Source organism: Nostoc sp. (genome assembly GCF_054880495.1).
The window spans coordinates 17,674-38,053 of record NZ_JBTYKD010000016.1 but is presented as its reverse complement, the minus strand read 5'-3'; the positions used below and the strand labels follow the sequence as shown (position 1 = coordinate 38,053).

Sequence of the window (20,380 nt, the reverse complement as noted above, 5' to 3'; positions counted from 1 at the left end):
GAGATTTCCTGAATTACTCACAGTGGGATAAGCTAAACCACATCTAGTTTACATATCTAAAATTTATATAACTCTTGTGAGGTGGGCAGCGTTCGACTGACTTGTACTGAGCTTGCCCTTCGACAGGTGTTACCCTGAGCTTGTCGAAGGGTTCAGGCTAACACCTGTCGAAGGATCGAAGTAGCGCTCACGCCCAAGTCTTGCCCGCCCTAATGGGAGCAAGTTAAATGTGTAACAGCTTACCAGCGTTACTCATCTGGGTTAAGGCAGTACGCCGAAAGCTGTGGGTACTGACTCCAAAAATATTTTCATCTGAGTTGTCAAAGCCGTTAACATTATTGTCGAGGTCGTTTAGGAACGTAACTGTATTTTTGTTGAAGATAGTGCTTTGGGTGGAGTTGGCATTGAAGACATCAAAGCTGTCCGTGATGCTAGTTTGCCCATCAAACAAAATATTGCCCAAATTTACAGTAGCTCCTGTAGATTTAGTGAGGTTATCTAGGTTTTCCAAGGCAAAGTTTTGCAGGATAAGTGGGGGAGTATATACCTCTGCAAAGCTGATTTCCACATTGTTGCCATTCTAGGTCAGCAGCAGATTTCGGGCAGTCAAGCCATAACCCCGGAATATTAGGGTGTCCACTTCGGCAATGACTGCTGCTGTGGGGTTTGTACCTTTACCTACTCCACCGAAATCAGTGATAGTATCACCCTCGTCGCTGATGTATGTGGTCGTAAACAAATTTATCCTTGCCCCCTCCACCGGTCAAGGTGTCGTCGCCATCAGAAGATGTAATGGTATCATTACCCTTGGTTCCAATGATATGTGCCATTATTTTTACCTACCTTAATAAATCGATTTTTTCAGTAACTTCAGTTGTGAATTTGCTGTTTGTGCTGTTTCAAGGCACAAATAACTTGCTTCAAAATTGATATTTTCGGCAAACTTCATCCGTTCCCCTTAAGGAAAAGTAATATTTCTCGAAGATTCACCTTTGGACTGACTTCTAGGTAGCAGAGAATTTAACCTGTTAATATTTCTGTAATTTGGTTACAAAAAGTCCAACCACAAGGTTAAGTGCTGCATATTACAGCAACACATTACCATTTACTTGTTCGTGCAAGAACGCCTTTACAACAAATTTATATTTCCTCCATCGAAATAAAATATTTTAATGCGACTCAACAGAGTTCAAATTAATCTGATTAATACCTATTTATTGAGAGGTTAAGGTGATGAACATTTTGTCAATAAGCAATAGCGCTTAAAATCAAGCTGAGAATTGGGTTAGAAAACATAATTTTTCAGATGGCGATGCCTACACCGGGCTGTGCCTACGCGCCACATTTCAAACCATCATTCGTTCTTACCTCCAAATTCAATACAAAGCTTAATTAGATACTAATTAATTGACGATAATTCCAGTATGATTACTAATAGACAAAAATGATTTTGTCTTAACCGATCACGAATGCCTTAATCCCTATTTATTCAGCGTAGGCACGATCGTTTTCAGCGAAGATTAGTTATTTCAACTTTCAAAAAGCCCAAAATCTGAGCGGAGGATTCAAGATGGTAGCGCTGAAACAATGTATCTTCGTTAGTCACCTTGAAAGGGCTAGTCCTATAGTTATACAGATTTTTAGTAAATCATAAATGACGATATTAAGTCGATTAGTGACTATGAAAGAAGCTATAACTGAGCGTGGGGAGACATACGGGCTAATAGCGATCGCCTTTGCTATCGTAATCAGCTTGGAATATTTGACACCACCTGAGTACGTATTTGGCTACCTCTACACAGGGACGATTTTGTTAGCTGATTATCGATTGAATCGGGGAGCAGTATTAGGAGTCACTCTTGCAGCTACAGGATTAACATTATTGAATTTGTTTGTTCCCGGAGGAGAAATAATTCATCCCCCAACGTTAGCAAATAGGTTGATTGCAGTGTTGGCTTTGGTGGTAACGGGTTGGTTAAGCGATCGCAACCACCGCAATGAAGAAGCGATCGCTTATACGCAAGCACAATTACGCTCCCAAGAACAACTAGCTATCATGCGTGAAGATTTTGTTTCTACCCTAACGCATGATTTGAAAACACCCCTATTAGGAGCAATTGAAACGCTGAAATATTTTCAAAATGAGCAATTTGGTGAAATCACGCCAATGCAGGCAAAAGTTCTCCTAACAATGGCTCGTAGTCATCGCAGTACACTACAATTAGTCCAAACTCTTTTAGATGTATACCGCAATGATGCCGAAGGGCTGAAACTACAGATATCACCCGTTAATTTGGTGACAGTGGCGGAGGAGATCATCGCTACCCTGGCGGAACTAGCAAGAACACGTCAGGTTTATATTTCTCTACACTATGGCGAATCAGATTTTCGGAGCTTTCTCTGGGTAAATGGCGATTCTTTGCAACTTGGGCGAGTGTTCACCAATCTTTTGAGTAATGGCATTAATCATACCCCTCGTGGCGGTAAAGTGGAAGTAGTACTTGAAGGTTATTCTAGCGATCAAGTAGTAAAAATACTCGATACTGGTTCCGGTATTACCGAAGAAGAGTTACCCCACTTATTTGAAAGGTTTTATCAAGGACATAGCGATCGCCACGTCTCAGGATCTGGACTGGGGCTTTATTTGACTAGGCAAATTATTGCTGCTCATGGGGGTACAATTTGGGCAGAGAATCGCTCACCACGAGGCGCACTGTTTGGTTTCAGACTCCCTGTTTGTCCACCGCCGGGGAGTTGAGAGGGAGATAAGGGAGATAAGGGAGACAATGTAGATAAGGAATACCCTATGCCCAATGACCAATGACAAATGACCAATGACAAAAATCTTGCTGGTTGAAGATGATGAATTATTTCGGCTTGGTCTGCGGATGCGGTTGCAACAAGAAACTAGTTTGGAGATTGTCGCAGAGGCAGAAGATGGGGAACAAGCTGTAGAGTTAGCAAATCGCTATCCCCTGGATTTGGTCTTGCTGGATATAGGTTTACCGGGGATTGGCGGGATTGAGGCTTGTCGCCAAATCAAGCAAAAGCACCCAACTTTACCAATTCTGGTTTTAACGTCTCGTTCTGAAAAACCCTTGATTTCACGGTTAATTGCTGTCGGGGCGCAAGGTTACTGTCTCAAAGGTATTCCAGCTGAGTCTTTAATATTAGCAGTGCGATCGGTTGCAGCAGGCGCTTCTTGGTGGGATCAAACGGCAACAACAGAAATTAGAGCCGCTTTTGAGGGCAATCCTACTGTGTTGCTGCCTGCAAAAACTGAGGAATCCTTAGAAAATCCCTTAACGAAGCGGGAACAAGAAATTTTGGCATTGGTAGCAACTGGCAAAAGCAATCAAGAAATTGCTGAGATTCTCTACATTGCCCCTGGTACAGTGCGGGTTCATGTTCATGCTATTTTACAGAAACTAGAAGTACGCGATCGCACTCAAGCCGCAGTTTTAGCTATCCAAAAAGGATTAGTAGCACCAGAATTATTAATTAATTAGATTCATTCATATCGGGCTAAGTGCCAGAGCGATCGCATCTAAATTAGTTTAGACCAAAACCAAGGTTAAGAACCAACGAAAAAATTAGCATTTATCATTCGTGGCTAGATATAGCAGCCGCCATAACGGTTAGGACGCTAGATGTAAGATATGCTCCATCGCATCCCGTAGACACTCATATTGGTCAAGTTGCTTGCGAATGCGACTTTTAAGCCAAGACCAGCATCGCTCAATCTTATTGAGATCCGGTGAATAGGGGGGTAAGTAAAGCAGTTTACAACCTGCTTGCTGAATTAGTTGCTCAATGCGACCGCCTTTATGGAACGTGGCATTATCAATTACTACCACCTGTCCTGGTTCCAGCAAAGGGATTAAGCACGTTTCCAACCAAATCTCAAACACAATCCGGTTGCAGGAACCTTCGATTGTAAAAGGAGCCATCAGTTGGTGGTTACGCAAGGCCGCAATCATATTCACTCGCCCTTGCCTTCGTCCTGATTTGAGAGCATGAAACCTTTCTCCTTTCTCATTCCAGCCATAACCGTAGTCTTCTCGATTGTCCATACCCGCTTCATCGACATAAACAATTGTTTCATCTGCTTGGGTTGTCAACTGTTCTATGAATGCTTGCCGTTTAATTTCATCCCGCTCTTGATAGCCATAGGTCTTTTTTTTCGCGTGAACCCAATTTTCTTTAACGCTCTTGCGATTGTGCGATGGTCGCAAGCGAACCGGCGTAGCCATCGCTGATGTCGCCCTCCCACAGTTGAGCCATCTCCACCTGGGTTTTATCACCATGAGATTTAGCAAAAGCCCGAAATTGATCCCAGTCTGTGATTTTATGGTTGTTTCCAGGCGGGTGGTTGGGCAACGGCAGAACATCTCCAGTTTCGGCTTTACGCTGCAACCATAGGTTGATCGTGTTGCGGCTGATGTTGAAAAGTTCACTGGCTTCGCTTTTCTTCAATCCATCTAACTCAATGGATTGGATCACCTTCTGGCGGAAATCGTAACTGTAGGGTCTAGCCATAGCAAATCAGACGATAGCAGCTCATGATAATACTTTTAGTCTACGTCCTAATAGACTAGACGGTTGCTATATTACCAATTACTACAGAGTAAACTACAAACTAAATTCTGCTGCGCCATGCTCATCAACTTCTGCATCCTTACCCATAGCAGTAGGTTTAAATTTAGAGCCATGAATTAATTCAGCAAACGCAATTCCTGAATTTTGGTGAAGAATATTCAGCACAGTCATAAAATCTCGCACAATTTCCCCTGGTGTAAGTAATGCTTCTGCACCCAAGCGATTAATAATTTCTTGGACAAATTCCTTCAACTCACGATTTGTCAAAGTCTGTTCATATCCAAAATTGAGTGCATGAATCTCAGCTAAACGTTGCAAAAGCGTCAAGATTTCTGCTTCACTTAACGGGTTCAATCGAATTACTGGTCCCAAATACTCCTGAACGCTAGATTGTGCAACAAAACGGCTTTCTTTTGTGCGTCTTTGCCAAGCTTGGTCTGCAAAAAGTCCCCGTTTAGGGTCTTCTAAAAACTTAGTTGTTCCACCAACGACAATACCAAGATGTTCTGCTTTGCACTGCATGGTATCGTTAAACATTGCCAGGAGTCGATTATAATTCTTTTCCCGCGTAATCGTAGTAGATATTTGATATAAATGTACGGCTTCATCAACTAAAATTAACAGTCCTTTATAGCCAATGTCAGCGACAAATTTAGCAAACAGTTTGATATAGTCATACCAACTATCATCATCAATAATGACGCGCACTCCTAAAGCTGCTTTCGCTTCAACTTTAGTAGTAAATTCTCCACGTAACCAGCGCATTGCTGCACTTTTTAAATTATCATCATCCAATCGGTAGCCACGCCAATAAGCGATAATCACGCTCCCAAAATCAAAACCGTGAACTAAGTCTTCAATATATTGAACTACTTCTCTAATTTTCGATTCAACTTGGTCATCAAAACCATCCTCATTCGGACGCATTCCACTTTCTTTAACCACTTCTTGTTGAATTTTATTAATCCATCCTTCTAAAATAGAGACTAAAGCACCACCATCAGGACGAGTTTTTGTAGCTAGGTGGCTCATTAATTCTCGATAGGTGGCTACACCTTCATTGTTGCTTCCTGCTAATCGGCGTTCCGGGGAGAAATCAGCATCAGCTACTACAAAACCTTGTTCCATAGCGCGGTTGCGAATTAGTTGCAGTAAAAAACTTTTCCCGGAACCGTAGTTACCAATTATAAAGCGAAATGCTGCTACACCCTCTGCAATATCATCGAGATTTTGTAATAGGCTTTTTAGTTCTTTTTCTCGACCTACTGCTATATATTCAACTCCTACTCTTGGTACTACCCCCGCACCAAGGGAATTGATTAAAGCAGTGGAGATTTTTTTTGAGATTTTGAGCTTTGCCATGAATTACATTTGACTTTATTTTAAACGCAGAAGCACGCAGTAAGTAGGTACTTAGCCTTAGCGACTTCCAACAAATAAATTATCCAATCTTGTGGGGTGGGCGTCTCGCCCACCCGTAGACCAAGGCGGGCAAGATGCCCACCCCACAAGAAATTGTTGAATATTTTTTTATTTGGAAGTCCCTTAGCGAATAGAATTCGCGGCTATACAGACAAAACCCACCTCCGTGGGTTTCAAATTCTTAGAGTCCGCGCAGGCTGACTTTGTTTGTGTAGCCGCGATTTATAATCGCCAGCTATATTTGCAAAGGTGAGATGCTCACGTAGGTAAGGTACATATTCACCTTACTACTAATCCGACAACAGCAATAATAATTTAATTTGAGGAAGTATGTCTAGCCATGAGGTTTTCATACATTGCAATTATTTTTTTGGCATGCGTTATATGTTCCTGATAAACTTCTGGACTTTCGGAATCGGAATTAATTATTAATTCACCAATAATATCACTTGCCCGTTCATTTATAGAATCGATTAATAGATTCGGCATAGTGATATTTGCTTCAGCAATTTTTTTAATAGCAGCCTTGGGATTATCTTGTTCGACTATAGCTTTTAATACTTGTAACTCATATACTGGGAGATTTTCTAGAAATTTAGTCCATTCTTCGGGTATATTCTCTGATGTATCAACCTCCGAAGTATCGATGATTGCTGAAGATTCAATTATTTCCGAAAAAGCCAACAATTCAATATCATCTTCTTTTAAGTTCTCAGACAAAGGTTCGAGATTTAATGTTTCTATTTGTTGGAGTAATTCCCATACTTGATTTTGCAATGAGTCTCGTTCTTCTTGCAATAATGAAACTTGCCCTTGCAACTGCTGTAATTCAGCTTTTTCTTCTGCTAGTTGGATTTGTGAATAATTCAGGATAGTTTGGATATTTTCTCTTTCAGTTTTTGTCGCTACAAGCAATTGATTTTTTTGGTTGATCTCAACTTCTAGCTCTTGACTTGCAATTCGCAGTTCGTATAGTTTTTCTTCTAATTGGGGTTTGAGTCTGCCTAAAAGAGTTAAATTGCTTTCAACTTCTTGTTTCTCCTGCTGGAGTTCAGAAATTTGACTTTGCAACAGGGTGATTTCACTGCGAGATACATTACAATTCGACTCTAGACGGCGTTTCTCGGCTGTGAGGACAGAAAAAGCATTGTTCAATTCTGCTTGATTTTTCTGCAAGTTATTAATTTCAGTTTGTCGGCTGCTGATTTCGGTTTCTAACTGCTTTTTTTGTCCGGCAAATGTTCTTAATTCTCGATGTAGACTATCCCTTTGATTACGGCTTTCTGTTACTTGATTTTGCAGTTGTTGTGATTCAGCATATAATAAATTATGATGTTCTTCGATTTGATTGATTTCTCTGACAACACGAGCCTTCAATCCCTCCATATCTTTAATCCGCTTGCGGAGAGAACCTAAAACAAACATTTCATAATTTCTGCGTCGCTTATCTACAAATAATGCTGCTGCATAGATAGTAACAGCCGTAATTATACCTGTGAGAAAGGCTTTCTTAAAATCCCAGCTTGGGACAAGGCTAAGTCCAAAACTCACACTAAAGGCAACTATGCCTAAGATTAATCTATTGCTGATCATTACTGATTGCATATTGCTGGTTTTTAGCGTAGTTAAATTATCAGAATAAGTAGCTCTCATCGTAATTCGTAATTAAAATGCACATAGGAAAATACTTAATGCTAGGTGTTGGATGTGTTTTTATTGGCATGAGAAAGTGTTAAATCTGCTTTTAAAAAATCAATAAACTGCCGTGCTGTACGTCCAGAACGACCATTATGGCGAGTTGCCCACTGTAATGCTTGATATTCCAAATCTTCTTGGGTAATATTAATTTCAGCTTGTGCGGCTAGATGTTGTATAATTTTCAAGTAAGTTTTCTGATCGGCTGGTTCAAAGGTCAAGGTTAAACCAAAGCGATCGCTAAACGAAAGCTTCTCCTGCATCGTATCCCAAGCATGGATTTCTTCGTTATCCTTGGGGGTAGGTCTATCCACAAAAAACTCCCGAATTAGGTGACGGCGATTAGAAGTAGCATACACAACTACATTTTGAGGACGTGCGGTTAAATTACCTTCTAAAACTACCTTGAGGGCTTTAAAAGCATCATCATCTTCTTCAAAGGAAAGGTCATCGACAAAGATAATAAATTTTTGTGACACACCCCGTAAATGTTCCACAATTTCTGGTAAGTCTTTTAAATCAGATTTTGCCACTTCCAATAAGCGAAGACTGCGTTGGGCTTTGCCCTTGCCGGAGGCATTGCTATATTCATTCAACAAAGATTTCACTAAAGAAGATTTGCCAGAACCGCGACTACCGTAAAGTAATACATGGAGTGCCATTTCTCCTGATAATAAAAACTCTGTATTTTTTAGCAAAGCATCTCTTTGAGACTCGTAACCTACAAGCGCACTCAGCTTAATCGGGTCAGAATAGCGAATACCGATAAACTGCCCAGCTTGCCAGCGTAAAGCGCGATATTCTGCAAATAAACCAGAGCCACATTGCCGATAATAAGTTGCTAACTTTTCTACAGCATCACCCCAATTGTCTAATTCTTGTAGATATGTAGCGAATGTCTCTACTCCTACGAATTCTTGCTCTTTATACCACACTACTGGTGAAATCGGCATATCAGCTACGCCTTGTATCCACTCACTCAAACAAGCGCTGCTACATTCATAGAGACTTTGCAATACTTGTAAATCATGCTGAACTCCTGCTACTAAAGCCGAGGGTAAATCTGCAAATTCTCGCTGTTGGGCTAGCCTTGTAAAGGGATTCTCAGAAAAGAGAATCTCAGTAATTAAATAGTCTTCCCAGTTTTGATTTTTAGCAGCCAAAGCGTGGAAGTAATTACCGTAGGCTTGGAGACAACCCCGTGCATCGGCATCAGTGTAACGTATAGTTTGTAACAGTTCCATAAATGCTATCCCCACTTCGGATTGCAGAACAGATTGGTAGAGTAAAAGTGAGGCTGCTTGGCGCTGGAGATAGTGAATCTTTGTATATGAGGAAGTACTTGGCATTGGCATCGCTTGATTATCCATCAATTAACTGTGTGGTATAGCTAAATAGCTATGGTAAATTGTCTGCTGACCTGGCAGTAAAGTCAAAATCTAAATAGGTTTTAACAATGAATTTAAGTATAATTGCTGCTTTTGCCTATGGCATATTAGCGGTTGTTGGTGGCATTATTGGCTACATTCAGGCTAGAAGTAGGGTTTCACTTCTAAGTGGTAGTATTAGCGGTTTATTACTAATACTTGCGGCTTATGTTCAACTCCAAGGGCAAACCTGGGGTTCGATTTTAGCAGTGTTAGTTACTAGTGTTTTAGTAGTAGTATTTGCATTTCGACTGGCTAAAACACGTAAGTTTATGCCTGCGGGGTTAATGACGATTTTGGGTGTGCTGGCATTGGCGGTGATGGTGAAGCAAATTGTGGCGAATTGAGGGTTTAAGTTTAAACGCAGAGGGACGCAGAGGGAAGCGCAAAGGTACGCAAAGTTTGTTTGAGTTAGTCGCTACGAACTTAGGCAATGCTGTACTTAGCGCAAAATCTGGCCAATCATTCGGTTTGCTTGGGAATCATAACCGCCGCCAAATAAATTGAAGTGATTCAAAATGTGATATAGGTTATAGAGCGTTTTTCTCTGCTCATAGCCTGCATCTAAGGGAAAGGCTTCGTTATAACTTTTGTAAAACGCTGCGGGGAATCCACCAAACAATTCTGTCATGGCAATATCAACTTCGCGATCGCCAAAATAAGTTGCTGGATCAAAAATCACGGGTTCTCCTGACGCAGTACACCCAGCATTTCCGCCCCATAAATCGCCATGTACTAAGGAAGGTTGCACCTGATGCGCCAAGAGTTCCGGGATAGCTGCGAGTAATTTTTCTTGCTGGGGGAAATTTCCTCCCCGTCGCCTTGCTAACTGAAATTGATAACCCAGGCGATGTTTAATATAAAATTCTACCCAGTCTGCTGTCCAAGTATTGATTTGGGGCGTTGAACCAATGGTATTGTTAATTTTCCAACCAAAACCTTGGCTACTGCTAGCTTTATGCATTGCCGCCAACTTGCGCCCCATCTCTTCCCACGAATTACTGTTACCGCTACCAAGTTCTAACCATTCCAGCACGATGTAGCTAGAATTCTCAGCTACACCGCAACAAATAGGTTTTGGGACGCGAATACTAGCTGTTGTTAGCATTTCCTTTAAACCCAATGCCTCAGCCTCAAACATCGCAACTTGGGATACTTGGTTAATCTTGACAAAGTAGGTTATCTCAGCATTGGAAACAGCATAACCTTGGTTGATGCACCCGCCACCAACCGCTCGCCGTTGCTGACTCGTAAATTTTTCGCCCGTCACCTGGCTAATATGAGCATCAATTTGAGTCCACATGATTAAATTGGGGAGTAGGAGGTTGCCTACTGTATCAAGGGTATATTTAAAGTCAGAGAATATTGTACCCGTGACATTCTTCGTTGTCACTTGGGTTAAGCGATCGCGTGTATCATATTGCCGCGATTCAACAGAAGCACTAACAACTTTGTTTGAATGTAAATTGCCAACACCGTGATAATTATAATCTGCTAAGGTGCGATCGCCATCTTTAACAGTATCCAAGCGATTGAGCTGATCGTAACCGTAGCTAGTCGATGAATTAGGAAGCTCACACTCACCGCTTGCAGTGAGTGTGAGTAGTTCATGGCTTGACGACAACTACACCATAAGCATCTGGGGAAAGATACTCTTTGGCAGCTTGCATCAAGTCAGTTGCATCTTGGCTCTGAATAATTGCTGGGTAGTTAAAGGCGGGTTCTAAATCTCCCACTAAAGACTGATAGTAGCCATACAAATTAGCGCGATCGCTTGGTGTTTCATTACCAAAAATAAATCTGTTCGCTACTCGCCGCCCCACACGGGCAATTTCTGATTCTGTTACCAACTCGGTTTGGACTTGGCGAATGTGTTGTGCGATCGCATCCTCTACTTGTGCTAAATTTTCCACTGCACATTTAGCTGAAATATAAAATGTCCCTTGCAACTGATTGCTCATGTTGCTCACAGAAATTGAAGAAACTAATCCCCGTTCTTCTCGTAAATCCCTCACCAGTCTTGATGTTCGTCCATGTCCCAAAATTCCTGCTAAAACATCCAGTCCATAGGTGCGATCTAACTGCGTCATTCCTGGAACTCGCCAAACCATCACTAGCCTTGCTTGCTGGAGACTTTCATCTCTAAATTCTCGACGGACAATTTCTGTAAATGGTGATTCAGTGGGGAGTGGGGAGTGGGGAGTGGGGAGTGGGGAGTGGGCAGAGACGCGATTAATCGCGTCTGTACTGAGTTTTGTAAATCCTTCAGCAACGGTTGCAATTAATTCTTCTACAGGCAAATTGCCCACAGCTACAGCAGTAATTGACCGGGGTTGATACCAATTAGTATGAAAATCTCGCATCTGCTGGGGTTTAAGTTCGGCAATCACCGATTCTGGCCCCAATACTGCACGGCGATAAGGTAACTCATCAAAGGCTGTCTCCATCGCTCGTCGAAATGTCCGGCGCTGGGGATTATCTTCTGAACGTCTAATTTCTTCTAAAACTACTAATCGTTCACGTTCAAAAGCATCATCAGGAATACTAGCATTAGATACTACATCTATTTGTAGTGGAGCAAGTTCGGCAAAATCTTTGGGCGCAGTGGTTATATAGTAATGTGTATAGTCTTGGCTAGTGGCGGCATTGGTAACAGCACCCCGTTCTTCAATTCGACGTTCAAACTCGCCACTAGCCAGTCGTTCTGTTCCCTTAAAAATCATGTGCTCTAAAAAGTGAGCCATGCCGTTAATGGCATCAGATTCTACGGCTGAACCAACTTTAATCCATACGTTGAGGTTTACAGCTTCAACTGGCATCTGTTCCGCAATGATTGTCAAACCATTGGGCAAGTGATGCAGGGTTGGAGTGTTAAGACGAGGAAATTTCCGCAGGGTTGAAGTCATTGCTACTTGTGTGAGGAGCTATGTTACCGAAAAATTGGGTTTAAAGCCCCGTCGTTCTACGACGGCTTTCTTTCAATTAATTAGTGTACCAATACACTATACTAATGATAGTGGAAAGGTAATCAACCACTTAAAAAACCTAGCTGTCGAAAGACAAAGCACTGAACCTTGACAATTAAACGTCACTTGCTACAACCGGGGGAACCCCCGCAACGCAGTGTCTCATCTATGCGGTTCTACTGCATTGTTCTAGTTTCCTCCTAGCAGTAGGTAAAAGATTTATAGGAGCTAGACGACTCAAATTTTTGGAACTATTTGTTTCAAACTAAACAGGACTTGCAGAAATGCAACTAGGGTAGGGCATACCCAAAGTTAACGCCTGGGGAGAGTCCCACCTCTGGGCTAGGTAACGCAAGGAACCTAGTTTAAGTGGTCTCATTGAACCAAGAATCCCCGTCGATTTATCGCGGGGAGTGTCAATTCTTTATCTTATCTGTCACCGAAAATCATAGAGCGCAAGCCCCTGTTTTCAAGTAGCGATCGCTGTGCGCCAAAGTCGCATAAAAGCGTAGCGTTTTTAATGCAAGCTGACGCATTGGCATTGCAAGCCGACGCATTGGCATTGCAAGATATTGACCAAGATAGCCGCACTAGGCAGAGCAACTAAATTTTATTTATGGGGGCGGGTTTTACCTGTGTAGACGCGGTTTCTAACCGCTCTTTTAAATTTCTCTCTAGATCCGCATCACCCTATTTAACGAGAGTAAGGGTGATTGAAGGTTTCCCAAGCAGCGATCGCCGCCTTTTGCAGGCGAAAACTGAAGTCTACGACATCTTTCATCATTAAGTGCCAGTTTCTCTCAGCTTCGTCCTGAATTATTGCCCAAGAGTCTTCTAAGCGATCGCGTTCCATCAATTTTCTGCCTTCAATTAATTCCCGTGCTTGACGCACAGCTTTCAAATAGGTTTCACGGGTGAGAGTAGCTGCTGACTCAGCTTGAGCGCGTATTTTTAGCGCCTCAATCAGCGCTTTGGTTTCTCGCTTCACTTCATCACTTTCGCCAGCCAATTCGATTTCTACTAATTCGTCGGTTTGAGAACTAATTACGACAATTACTATTGATTTATTAGATTCAATTACTGTGGGTTTAAAGGATTCAATCTTCTTAGCAGTCATAGTTAAAACATCCTTAATTACAAAGCTTACTTTCTAGATGAAAACTGCACCCTATACTAATAATCATTAGTCATTGTTAATTTCACAAAGCACAAAGGACAAATGACTAATGACAAATTAGTAAGCTTTTGTTGGTAGTTGTTGCTCTAATTTCAGCAATGCTGCAACTCGCACTTCTGTAGCAGGGTGACTGGAGAACAAGTTACCGAGAAACTGTCCAGAGATAGAATTGATAATTAATAACGGCTCATAAGCTGGATTGGCATTTAAAGGCATCTGCTTTGCTGAGGCTTCTAACCGTTGTAGCGCCCTAGCTAAGGCGCGGGGATTACCAGTTAATCTCGCTGAACCGGCATCAGCCGAGAATTCTCGTGTGCGCGAAATTGCTAGCTGAATAATCGTCGCAGCCACCGGCGCAAGGATTACTGTTAACAAAACTCCCAAAGGATTTCCACCTCTATTGTCATCTCGTGAACCACCGCCAAACCATAGGCTGTAACTAACCATTTGCGCTAAGAATGAGATCGCACCAGCAACAGTAGCAGCAATGGCTTGTGTGAGGGTATCACGATTAATAATGTGGGTAAGTTCGTGGGCGATAACGCCTTCGAGTTCGTCCTCTGGTAATATATTCAAAATCCCTTCAGTGACAGCCACAGCAGCGTGTTCAGGATCGCGCCCTGTAGCGAAGGCGTTAGCACCTTCGCTTGGGACAATGTAAACTTTGGGCATAGGAATATTAGCGCGATCGCTCAATCTCTGCACCATTCGATAAAGTCCTGGTGCTTCCCTTTCACTCACAGGCTGGGCGCGATATACTGCCAGGGCAATCTTATCTGATTGATACCACGAAAACAGGTTTGTTATTGCTGCCAAGCCAATTCCGATTATCAACCCACTAGAACCGGCAATTATCCAGTAACTAATTGCGATTAAAAGACCACTTAGCGCCGCTAGCAAAGCAGCCGTTTTCAATTGATTTGTCATATTCTTGCTCTCCTGCTAATGCTGTGTAAATTTTTGATAAAACAGCATTACTTCAGCTACAGTTTGATTGTATCCAGCTAAATTTAGATATATGGTACAGAAAACCTATTAGATAAGTACGGTTTTCCCACTTAAGTTTTATAAACACTAACTTAGTTGTTTTTGATACTTATCTATTGCTAATCAAATTAAGTTTTATAGATCATAAAAACGCATCTATCTATAGGAATAAATTCTTTATAGCGACCTGACCCGCAACCCCTCTCTTAACTCACGAAGAGGGGAGATAAAGCACAGCTACCGATTGCTATAGGTAGAGTACGCCCAATCTTTAAGAAACAAATATTAAATTCGACCAAAAGCAAAAATGGTATGCTTGATTTAAAGTCAAATCAATGGCGATGGAGCTCGCCAAAACCGCCTTTCCAGTGCAGGTTAAATTAATAACTGGAAGGGTGATGGCTCCTACTTTCCTCGCTGACTGCGGGAGAGTAGGGCTTGGCTAAATGCATTACCTGACTCCCCTGTAGAAAGTGTAACTCTACAAATCGCACCTCCAGGAGTCATGGAATGAAACATTTTCGTCAATTTGAACCATTTATTGCATTACCTCACCTGATTAAGTGGTTGCCTATTTCCATTGTGGTTGGCATTCTTGCTGGAACAGCTTCTGCGGCTCTTTTAGCATCATTGGAATGGGCAACCGATTGGCGAGAATCGCATCGGTGGATCATCGCCTTGCTACCGCTTGGTGGCTTCTTGAGTGGTTGGATTTATCATAAATTTGGTCAGACTGTAGAAGCCGGAAATAACCTTTTACTTGAAGAAATCCATAACCCCAAAAATATTATTCCCTTGCGTATGGCTCCTCTTGTTTTACTAGGAACAGACCTCACACACTTATTTGGTGGTTCAGCCGGTCGTGAAGGTACAGCATTACAAATGGGTGCTTCTTTGGCAGACCAGTTAACTAAAATATTACATTTTCAAGGAGCTAATCGGCGGATTTTGTTAACGGCAGGTATCAGTGGGGGATTCGCTTCAGTTTTCGGTACTCCCTTAGCTGGAACCGTATTTGGTCTGGAAGTTTTAGCAATTGGTAAAATTAATTATGATGCTCTTTTTCCCTCTTTAATTGCTGCGATCGTTGGAAATCAAGTCACCTTATTATTGGGTTTGCATCATACCGCATACCGACACGCTCCGTCCATACCGACGCTGACAATTTGGGGGCTGATTTCTGCGATTATTGCAGGTGCAATCTTTGGAATAATTGCAAGATTTTTTGCTCAAGTAACTCACAAAATCAGTCACTTATTTAAAGCAAAGATATCTTATCCTCCAATGCGTCCTTTGATCGGCGGTGCGATAATAGCAGCAATTGTTGGTTTGAGTGGAACAACTAAATACATTGGGCTTGGTATCCCTACTATCGTTGATTCCTTCCACACTCAACTACCTCCTTGGGATTTTGCAGCCAAATTGGGTATGACTGCTCTAACTTTAGGCGCAGGTTTTAAAGGAGGAGAAGTAACCCCTTTGTTTTTTATTGGTGCTACTTTAGGTAATGCTTTGTCGTTGGTTTTAGCATTACCCGCACCACTGTTAGCAGAAATGGGATTTGTCGGTGTTTTTGCGGGTGCAGCAAATACACCTTTGGCATCAACCTTAATGGGAATTGAACTATTTGGTGTCGAATCAGGGGTATTTATTGCTATTGGCTGTGTAGTGAGCTATTTATTTTCAGGTCATTCGGGAATTTACACTTCACAGCGTATCGGGTTGAGTAAATACTCTGCTGTATATTTAGAAGAAGGGGTAACTTTGGCTAATTATGGACGAGCAAAAGTTGAGCCAAAAATTAATTTACCTGATGATAGCGAAGAAGCAGGAAGTAATTCTCAGGAATAATTTTTTGATGCAATTAATGGATAATTGGGAAAGCCCGTAGTTTACCGCCGTAGGTCTTACCCTGAGCCTGCGCCGTTCGCGTAGCGTCTCGTAGAGAAGGGTATCGTATAATCAGCCGGGTTTTAAAGTTATTCGCAAGTTATTAAGCGATAAAATATTTGACAAATGAAGAATCATGGATTTGGCAAACTAGTTACTTTTTTAAATCAATTAGAACAAGAGAGAATTAGTTACACTTTAGCCCATCATCGGGATCAAACCATTATGGTAAATGTGGCGGTGGCTGGGGAAGAATGGGAAGTGGAATTTTTTGAGGATGGTTCGGTTGAGGTAGAACGATTTGTTAGTAATGCAAAGATTAATGGAGAAGAGGTTTTTAGTGAGTTATTTGCTATGTATTCAGACTCAAAACGTTCTCAAAAATTTGCATATTTTCAATATTTTTCTTTAAGGTCTCAATTGTTCCCTTAAGATGTTGATCATCAAACCATTTACCAGTTGTAACATAGTACAATTTACATATGGGGTTCCTATTTTTAAAAAGATTACTTTGATTATATATCAGTCCTATTATTTCGGATTTATCTCGTACCTTATCATTTTCAGGTAATTCTGGATTTTCACTAAAAAAGTCTTGACAGCCTAATAAGAATTTAGCAATATCACCAGCGTCAAAAGTGCTACTGGTTTTGGATTGAACTAAAATAAATTCAACATCTAAATATTTATTTCTTTTCTGTAAATCTTCAAGCTCTTCTTTCGAGCTAATCAAACTACCATTAACAAGAATTGCAATACCATCTAAGGCTTTATCAGTACCACCCCCAACATGGATGTCTTCAAGTGAAAAAGTATCATTATATTCTTTAGATACTATACAATAATTAACAAAATGCTCAAAAACCTCAAATTGTGCTAAGTCTTCAGGAAGAGATTGTTCTTGTCTAAAAGCCTTTAAAAAGCCACTTGTGATCCTGTCCATAATTTCCTTATTATTTACACAGATTGAAGTATAGCAAAATACAATTCAGTGTTGAATATTTTAAGTGTAATCGTTGGAAATACAAATAAAAGGTCACTCTGCTCCCAGGTGCTAACTGCATTTGGCTAACAGGTTTGAAAACGGGGATAGCAGCAGTCATAACCAAAATATAAGTAAGCTGAATCTCAATAATTATCTATCAGGTTGCGGTGGATAATACAGCCCACCGTAACCTTTAGATTAATAGATTGAGTTTAACAAAAGCGGCTGAAAACGATCGCTTTACATTTTAAACTTCTCGGTAATCCGCTTCATCGCCTCTTCGACATTTTCCCGACTATTAAACGCTGATATGCGGAAGTAACCTTCACCCGCAGCACCAAAGCCAGAACCGGGTGTGCCGACAACGTTGACAGTTTGCAGCAGCTTATCAAAGAATTCCCAACTGGATAAGCCATTAGGCGTTTTTACCCAGACGTAAGGTGCATTCACGCCACCATAAACTGATAATCCGGCGGCTGTGAGTTTCTCGCGGATAATTTTGGCGTTTTCTAGATAGAAACTAACCAATCCTTTGATTTGTGCCTGTCCTTCTTCAGAGTAAACCGCTTCGGCTCCCCGTTGGACGATGTAAGAAACGCCATTGAATTTGGTAGTCTGGCGACGATTCCACAGTTTCCACAGTTCCACATCGGAACCATCGGCAGCTTTTGCTGTGAGTGTCTTCGGTACCACAGTTAACGCGCAACGGGTTCCTGTAAAACCTGCATTCTTAGAGAAGGAACGAAACTCGATCGCAACTTCTCTTGCACCTTCAATTTCATAAATTGAGTGGGGAATCGAGGGATCGGTAATATAAGCTTCGTAGGCTGCATCAAAGAAAATAATCGAGTTATTAGTTTTGGCATAGTCCACCCATGCTTTGAGATATTCCTTGGTAGCAGTTGCGCCAGTGGGGTTATTGGGAAAGCAGAGATAAATTAAATCGACTTTCTTTGAGGGAATCTCGGCAGTGAAGTTGTTATCAGCCGTAATTGGTAGATAAACTAAGCCCTCAAACTCACCTTTATCGTTAGCATCTCCAGTATTTCCCACCATAACGTTAGTGTCTACATACACTGGATAGACGGGATCAGTAACGGCGATGATGTTATCATGTCCAAAGATTTCCAAAATGTTGCCTGTGTCGCACTTGGAACCGTCGGAGATAAAGATTTCTGAGGCATCGATCGCAGCTCCCCGTGCTTGGAAATCTTGACTAGCAATTTTCTCCCGCAACCAAGCGTAGCCTTGCTCTGGTCCGTAGCCTTTGAAGGTGTTGCGATCGCCCATTTCTTCCACAGCTTTAATCATCGCTGTGCGGCAAGCCTCCGGCAGAGGTTCAGTAACATCGCCAATGCCCAACCGGATAATTTTAGCATTACTGTTCGCTCCTGCAAAGGCATTCACCCGCCGAGCAATTTCTGGAAACAGGTAGCCCGCTTTCAGCTTCAGGTAGTTGTCGTTAATAGTTGCCATTATGTAGATTATGAAAAACGCCCTCAAACAGCTTACTGCTAATTTATGAGGGCGGGGAGTGGGGAAGATGGGGAAGATGGGGAAGATGGGGGAGATGAGGGAGACAAGGAGAATAACCAATGCCCAATGCCCAATGCCCAATACTTCTCTACGAGAGGCTACGCCAACGGCTTCGCTACTTCGACCCTTCCACAGGCTCAGGGTAGGCAAGCTCAGTACAAGTCAGTACAAGTGCCCAATACTTCTCTACGAGAGGCTGCGCCAACGACTTCGCTACTTCGACCCTTCGACAGGCTCAGGGCAGGCAAGCTCAGTACAAGTCAGTACAAGTGCCCAATACTTCGACTTCGCTCAGTACAAGTGCCCAATTAGATATTTATCGGCTGTTTACTATCTCCTGATGTGTAATAACTGTTGCGATCGCTAATTCCTGAGTGGGTGAGGATTCTTGTCCTGTAATCAATCTGGCTCCGCGATTACGGGTGAAATAGTTCCATGCCCACTTAATCATCACTACTAATTTATTGTCAAATTCAATTAAGAAGTAGATGTGAATCAACAGCCAAAACAGCCATGCAAAGAAACCTTTCAGCTTGATAAAACCCAAATCTACCACAGCAGAATTGTGCCCAATCATCGCTAAACTACCGTTATCAACATAAGAAAAGGGTGGCAAACTATTACCTGTAAGCCGATGCTGGACTAGTTCTGCGACATATTCTCCTTGTTGTTTCGCTACAGGTGCAACACCAGCTAGCGGTTTCCCATTTTGATGAGAAAAATTTGCTAAGTCGCCAATTACAAAAATATTGGGATGTCCCTTAATACTCAAGTCAGATTCGACGATAATCCGTCCAGCGCGATCGCATTCAACACCTGTGCGTTCTGCTAGCACTTTTCCCATTGCTGAAGCTTTCACACCTGCTGCCCATAATACCGTTTTTGAGGCAATTTCTTTAACTTCATCGCCTTGTTTGAGGGTAACAAGATCATTTTCAATATTTGTTACCAGCGTTTTTGTCTGGACAATCACCCCCAACCGCGTTAAAGATGCTTCCGCTTCTTGTGATAATTCTGGTGCAAAGGGTGGCAGAATCCGATCCAGACCTTCTAATAGCAAAATCTTGGCTTGGGATGTGTCAATGTTGCGGAAATCTTCTTTGAGAGTTTGATTTGCTAATTCGGCGATCGCGCCTGCTAATTCTACACCTGTTGGACCACCACCAATAATTACAAAAGTTAACCAAGCACGGCGTTTTTCTGGATCTATTTCTTTTTCTGCGGCTTCAAAGGCCGTAAAAATCCGGCGACGCATTTCTATGGCATCTTCTACAGTTTTCAAGCCTGGGGCGAATTCTTCCCAGTTGTCTTTGCCAAAGTAGGAATGCTTGGCTCCTGTGGCGACAATTAATGTGTCGTAAGCTATTGCTTCCTCGCCGACAATCACTTGTTGCGCTTCTGGATCAATATTATTCACCTCTCCCAGCAACACTTTTGTATTCTTGCTCTTGCTGAGTACAGAACGCAACGGCGAAGAAATATCCGCAGGAGATAGCGCACCTGTAGCGACTTGATATAACAGGGGTTGAAATAAATGAAAGTTGCGTTTATCAATCAGAGTAATGTTTACTGCCGCTTTAGCAAGTGTTTTTGCCGCATAAAGTCCACCAAAACCACCGCCAACAATTAGTACTTGATGGGGTGGCTTATTGTCAAGTGAATTTACCATAAGAAATATTATCCTGTATTCTGACTA

At 41.9% G+C, this 20,380-nt stretch carries 20 protein-coding genes and 1 riboswitch; of the genes, 5 read left to right on the top strand and 15 right to left on the bottom strand.

Annotation, left to right across the window (positions count from 1 at the left end; all coding sequences use genetic code 11):
- Window positions 1-223 precede the first annotated feature (223 nt).
- The 3 genes from ACYTXL_RS01770 to ACYTXL_RS01760 are packed head-to-tail and all read right to left on the bottom strand — an operon-like array spanning window position 224 to window position 830.
- Complete coding sequence (locus tag ACYTXL_RS01770) at window positions 224-568, bottom strand: hypothetical protein (RefSeq protein WP_461923231.1); 345 nt, start codon at window positions 566-568, stop codon at window positions 224-226.
- Window positions 569-580: 12 nt separating this feature from the next.
- Window positions 581-739: a hypothetical protein gene (locus ACYTXL_RS01765; RefSeq protein ID WP_461923230.1), complete on the bottom strand. Its 159-nt coding sequence runs from the start codon at window positions 737-739 to the stop codon at window positions 581-583.
- Window positions 705-830, bottom strand: coding sequence for a hypothetical protein (locus ACYTXL_RS01760; protein WP_461923229.1), 126 nt, complete (start codon window positions 828-830; stop codon window positions 705-707). The genes ACYTXL_RS01765 and ACYTXL_RS01760 overlap by 35 nt, the downstream gene beginning before the upstream one ends.
- A gap of 851 nt (window positions 831-1,681) precedes the next feature.
- On the opposite strand from ACYTXL_RS01760, the gene ACYTXL_RS01755 reads away from it, so the two are divergent.
- Entirely contained in the window at window positions 1,682-2,758 is a 1,077-nt protein-coding gene (locus ACYTXL_RS01755) for a sensor histidine kinase (RefSeq protein ID WP_461923228.1), read from the top strand.
- 76 nt (window positions 2,759-2,834) lie between these two features.
- The gene (locus tag ACYTXL_RS01750) at window positions 2,835-3,509 is read left to right on the top strand and encodes a response regulator transcription factor (RefSeq protein WP_334790676.1); all 675 of its coding nucleotides are present in this window, start codon (window positions 2,835-2,837) and stop codon (window positions 3,507-3,509) included.
- A gap of 129 nt (window positions 3,510-3,638) precedes the next feature.
- Here the strand turns inward: ACYTXL_RS01750 and ACYTXL_RS01745 are convergent, their stop codons facing one another.
- The 5 genes from ACYTXL_RS01745 to ACYTXL_RS01725 all read right to left on the bottom strand — a co-directional run bounded on the left by ACYTXL_RS01745 (window position 3,639) and on the right by ACYTXL_RS01725 (window position 9,086).
- A complete protein-coding gene (locus ACYTXL_RS01745) occupies window positions 3,639-4,253 on the bottom strand; it encodes an IS630 family transposase (RefSeq protein WP_461923227.1) in 615 nt (204 codons plus the stop codon).
- Complete coding sequence (locus ACYTXL_RS01740; RefSeq protein ID WP_461923226.1) at window positions 4,204-4,539, bottom strand: IS630 transposase-related protein; 336 nt, start codon at window positions 4,537-4,539, stop codon at window positions 4,204-4,206. Before ACYTXL_RS01740 ends, ACYTXL_RS01745 begins: the two co-directional genes overlap by 50 nt.
- 93 nt (window positions 4,540-4,632) lie before the next feature.
- Window positions 4,633-5,961 carry an ATP-binding protein gene (locus tag ACYTXL_RS01735; RefSeq protein WP_461923225.1) on the bottom strand — a complete coding sequence of 443 codons (1,329 nt, stop codon included), beginning with the start codon at window positions 5,959-5,961 and terminating at the stop codon, window positions 4,633-4,635.
- A 375-nt stretch (window positions 5,962-6,336) separates the two neighbouring features.
- Window positions 6,337-7,674, bottom strand: a complete 1,338-nt coding sequence (locus ACYTXL_RS01730) for a tellurite resistance TerB C-terminal domain-containing protein (RefSeq protein ID WP_461923224.1) — start codon at window positions 7,672-7,674, stop codon at window positions 6,337-6,339.
- A 41-nt stretch (window positions 7,675-7,715) separates the two neighbouring features.
- A complete protein-coding gene (locus ACYTXL_RS01725) occupies window positions 7,716-9,086 on the bottom strand; it encodes an ATP-binding protein (RefSeq protein ID WP_461923223.1) in 1,371 nt (456 codons plus the stop codon).
- Between the two features lie 86 nt (window positions 9,087-9,172).
- Between ACYTXL_RS01725 and ACYTXL_RS01720 the strand changes: the two genes are divergently transcribed.
- On the top strand, window positions 9,173-9,490 hold the full coding sequence (locus ACYTXL_RS01720; RefSeq protein WP_461923222.1) for a TMEM14 family protein: 318 nt from the start codon (window positions 9,173-9,175) through the stop codon (window positions 9,488-9,490).
- A gap of 95 nt (window positions 9,491-9,585) precedes the next feature.
- Here ACYTXL_RS01720 and ACYTXL_RS01715 read toward each other — a convergent pair whose 3' ends face one another.
- From ACYTXL_RS01715 to ACYTXL_RS01700, 4 genes are all read right to left on the bottom strand, one after another.
- Window positions 9,586-10,446: a fructosamine kinase family protein gene (locus tag ACYTXL_RS01715; protein ID WP_461923264.1), complete on the bottom strand. Its 861-nt coding sequence runs from the start codon at window positions 10,444-10,446 to the stop codon at window positions 9,586-9,588.
- A 304-nt stretch (window positions 10,447-10,750) separates the two neighbouring features.
- Complete coding sequence (locus ACYTXL_RS01710) at window positions 10,751-12,049, bottom strand: M16 family metallopeptidase (protein WP_461923221.1); 1,299 nt, start codon at window positions 12,047-12,049, stop codon at window positions 10,751-10,753.
- Window positions 12,050-12,803: 754 nt separating this feature from the next.
- Window positions 12,804-13,226 carry a hypothetical protein gene (locus ACYTXL_RS01705; RefSeq protein WP_461923220.1) on the bottom strand — a complete coding sequence of 141 codons (423 nt, stop codon included), beginning with the start codon at window positions 13,224-13,226 and terminating at the stop codon, window positions 12,804-12,806.
- Window positions 13,227-13,343: 117 nt separating this feature from the next.
- Window positions 13,344-14,213, bottom strand: a complete 870-nt coding sequence (locus ACYTXL_RS01700; protein WP_461923219.1) for a zinc metalloprotease HtpX — start codon at window positions 14,211-14,213, stop codon at window positions 13,344-13,346.
- A 388-nt stretch (window positions 14,214-14,601) separates the two neighbouring features.
- Window positions 14,602-14,688: riboswitch (Fluoride riboswitch) on the top strand.
- 95 nt (window positions 14,689-14,783) lie between these two features.
- Here ACYTXL_RS01700 and ACYTXL_RS01695 point away from each other — a divergent pair.
- Window positions 14,784-16,124 carry a voltage-gated chloride channel family protein gene (locus ACYTXL_RS01695; RefSeq protein ID WP_461923218.1) on the top strand — a complete coding sequence of 447 codons (1,341 nt, stop codon included), beginning with the start codon at window positions 14,784-14,786 and terminating at the stop codon, window positions 16,122-16,124.
- 391 nt (window positions 16,125-16,515) lie between these two features.
- On the opposite strand, the gene ACYTXL_RS01690 is transcribed toward ACYTXL_RS01695, so the two are convergent.
- Together ACYTXL_RS01690 and ACYTXL_RS01685 are read right to left on the bottom strand one after the other, a co-directional pair.
- Window positions 16,516-17,106 (bottom strand): hypothetical protein, encoded by a 591-nt coding sequence (locus tag ACYTXL_RS01690; RefSeq protein ID WP_461923217.1) that lies wholly within the window; start codon window positions 17,104-17,106, stop codon window positions 16,516-16,518.
- Window positions 17,107-17,388: 282 nt separating this feature from the next.
- Window positions 17,389-18,624 carry an LL-diaminopimelate aminotransferase gene (locus ACYTXL_RS01685; RefSeq protein WP_461923216.1) on the bottom strand — a complete coding sequence of 412 codons (1,236 nt, stop codon included), beginning with the start codon at window positions 18,622-18,624 and terminating at the stop codon, window positions 17,389-17,391.
- 45 nt (window positions 18,625-18,669) lie between these two features.
- Between ACYTXL_RS01685 and ACYTXL_RS01680 the strand changes: the two genes are divergently transcribed.
- Window positions 18,670-18,996, top strand: coding sequence for a hypothetical protein (locus ACYTXL_RS01680; RefSeq protein ID WP_461923215.1), 327 nt, complete (start codon window positions 18,670-18,672; stop codon window positions 18,994-18,996).
- Window positions 18,997-19,000: 4 nt separating this feature from the next.
- On the opposite strand, the gene ACYTXL_RS01675 is transcribed toward ACYTXL_RS01680, so the two are convergent.
- Complete coding sequence (locus tag ACYTXL_RS01675) at window positions 19,001-20,353, bottom strand: NAD(P)/FAD-dependent oxidoreductase (RefSeq protein WP_461923214.1); 1,353 nt, start codon at window positions 20,351-20,353, stop codon at window positions 19,001-19,003.
- Window positions 20,354-20,380: the final 27 nt, after the last annotated feature.

Bases quoted from the DNA above. Each gene is read 5' to 3' on its own strand.
- ACYTXL_RS01760 (WP_461923229.1), bottom strand. From the start codon at position 830: ATGGCACATATCATTGGAACCAAGGGTAATGATACCATTACATCTTCT.
- ACYTXL_RS01755 (WP_461923228.1), top strand. From the start codon at position 1,682: ATGAAAGAAGCTATAACTGAGCGTGGGGAGACATACGGGCTAATAGCG.
- ACYTXL_RS01750 (WP_334790676.1), top strand. From the start codon at position 2,835: ATGACAAAAATCTTGCTGGTTGAAGATGATGAATTATTTCGGCTTGGT.
- ACYTXL_RS01745 (WP_461923227.1), bottom strand. From the start codon at position 4,253: ATGGCTACGCCGGTTCGCTTGCGACCATCGCACAATCGCAAGAGCGTT.
- ACYTXL_RS01740 (WP_461923226.1), bottom strand. From the start codon at position 4,539: ATGGCTAGACCCTACAGTTACGATTTCCGCCAGAAGGTGATCCAATCC.
- ACYTXL_RS01735 (WP_461923225.1), bottom strand. From the start codon at position 5,961: ATGGCAAAGCTCAAAATCTCAAAAAAAATCTCCACTGCTTTAATCAAT.
- ACYTXL_RS01730 (WP_461923224.1), bottom strand. From the start codon at position 7,674: ATGAGAGCTACTTATTCTGATAATTTAACTACGCTAAAAACCAGCAAT.
- ACYTXL_RS01725 (WP_461923223.1), bottom strand. From the start codon at position 9,086: ATGGATAATCAAGCGATGCCAATGCCAAGTACTTCCTCATATACAAAG.
- ACYTXL_RS01720 (WP_461923222.1), top strand. From the start codon at position 9,173: ATGAATTTAAGTATAATTGCTGCTTTTGCCTATGGCATATTAGCGGTT.
- ACYTXL_RS01715 (WP_461923264.1), bottom strand. From the start codon at position 10,446: ATGTGGACTCAAATTGATGCTCATATTAGCCAGGTGACGGGCGAAAAA.
- ACYTXL_RS01710 (WP_461923221.1), bottom strand. From the start codon at position 12,049: ATGACTTCAACCCTGCGGAAATTTCCTCGTCTTAACACTCCAACCCTG.
- ACYTXL_RS01705 (WP_461923220.1), bottom strand. From the start codon at position 13,226: ATGACTGCTAAGAAGATTGAATCCTTTAAACCCACAGTAATTGAATCT.
- ACYTXL_RS01700 (WP_461923219.1), bottom strand. From the start codon at position 14,213: ATGACAAATCAATTGAAAACGGCTGCTTTGCTAGCGGCGCTAAGTGGT.
- ACYTXL_RS01695 (WP_461923218.1), top strand. From the start codon at position 14,784: ATGAAACATTTTCGTCAATTTGAACCATTTATTGCATTACCTCACCTG.
- ACYTXL_RS01690 (WP_461923217.1), bottom strand. From the start codon at position 17,106: ATGGACAGGATCACAAGTGGCTTTTTAAAGGCTTTTAGACAAGAACAA.
- ACYTXL_RS01685 (WP_461923216.1), bottom strand. From the start codon at position 18,624: ATGGCAACTATTAACGACAACTACCTGAAGCTGAAAGCGGGCTACCTG.
- ACYTXL_RS01680 (WP_461923215.1), top strand. From the start codon at position 18,670: ATGAGGGCGGGGAGTGGGGAAGATGGGGAAGATGGGGAAGATGGGGGA.
- ACYTXL_RS01675 (WP_461923214.1), bottom strand. From the start codon at position 20,353: ATGGTAAATTCACTTGACAATAAGCCACCCCATCAAGTACTAATTGTT.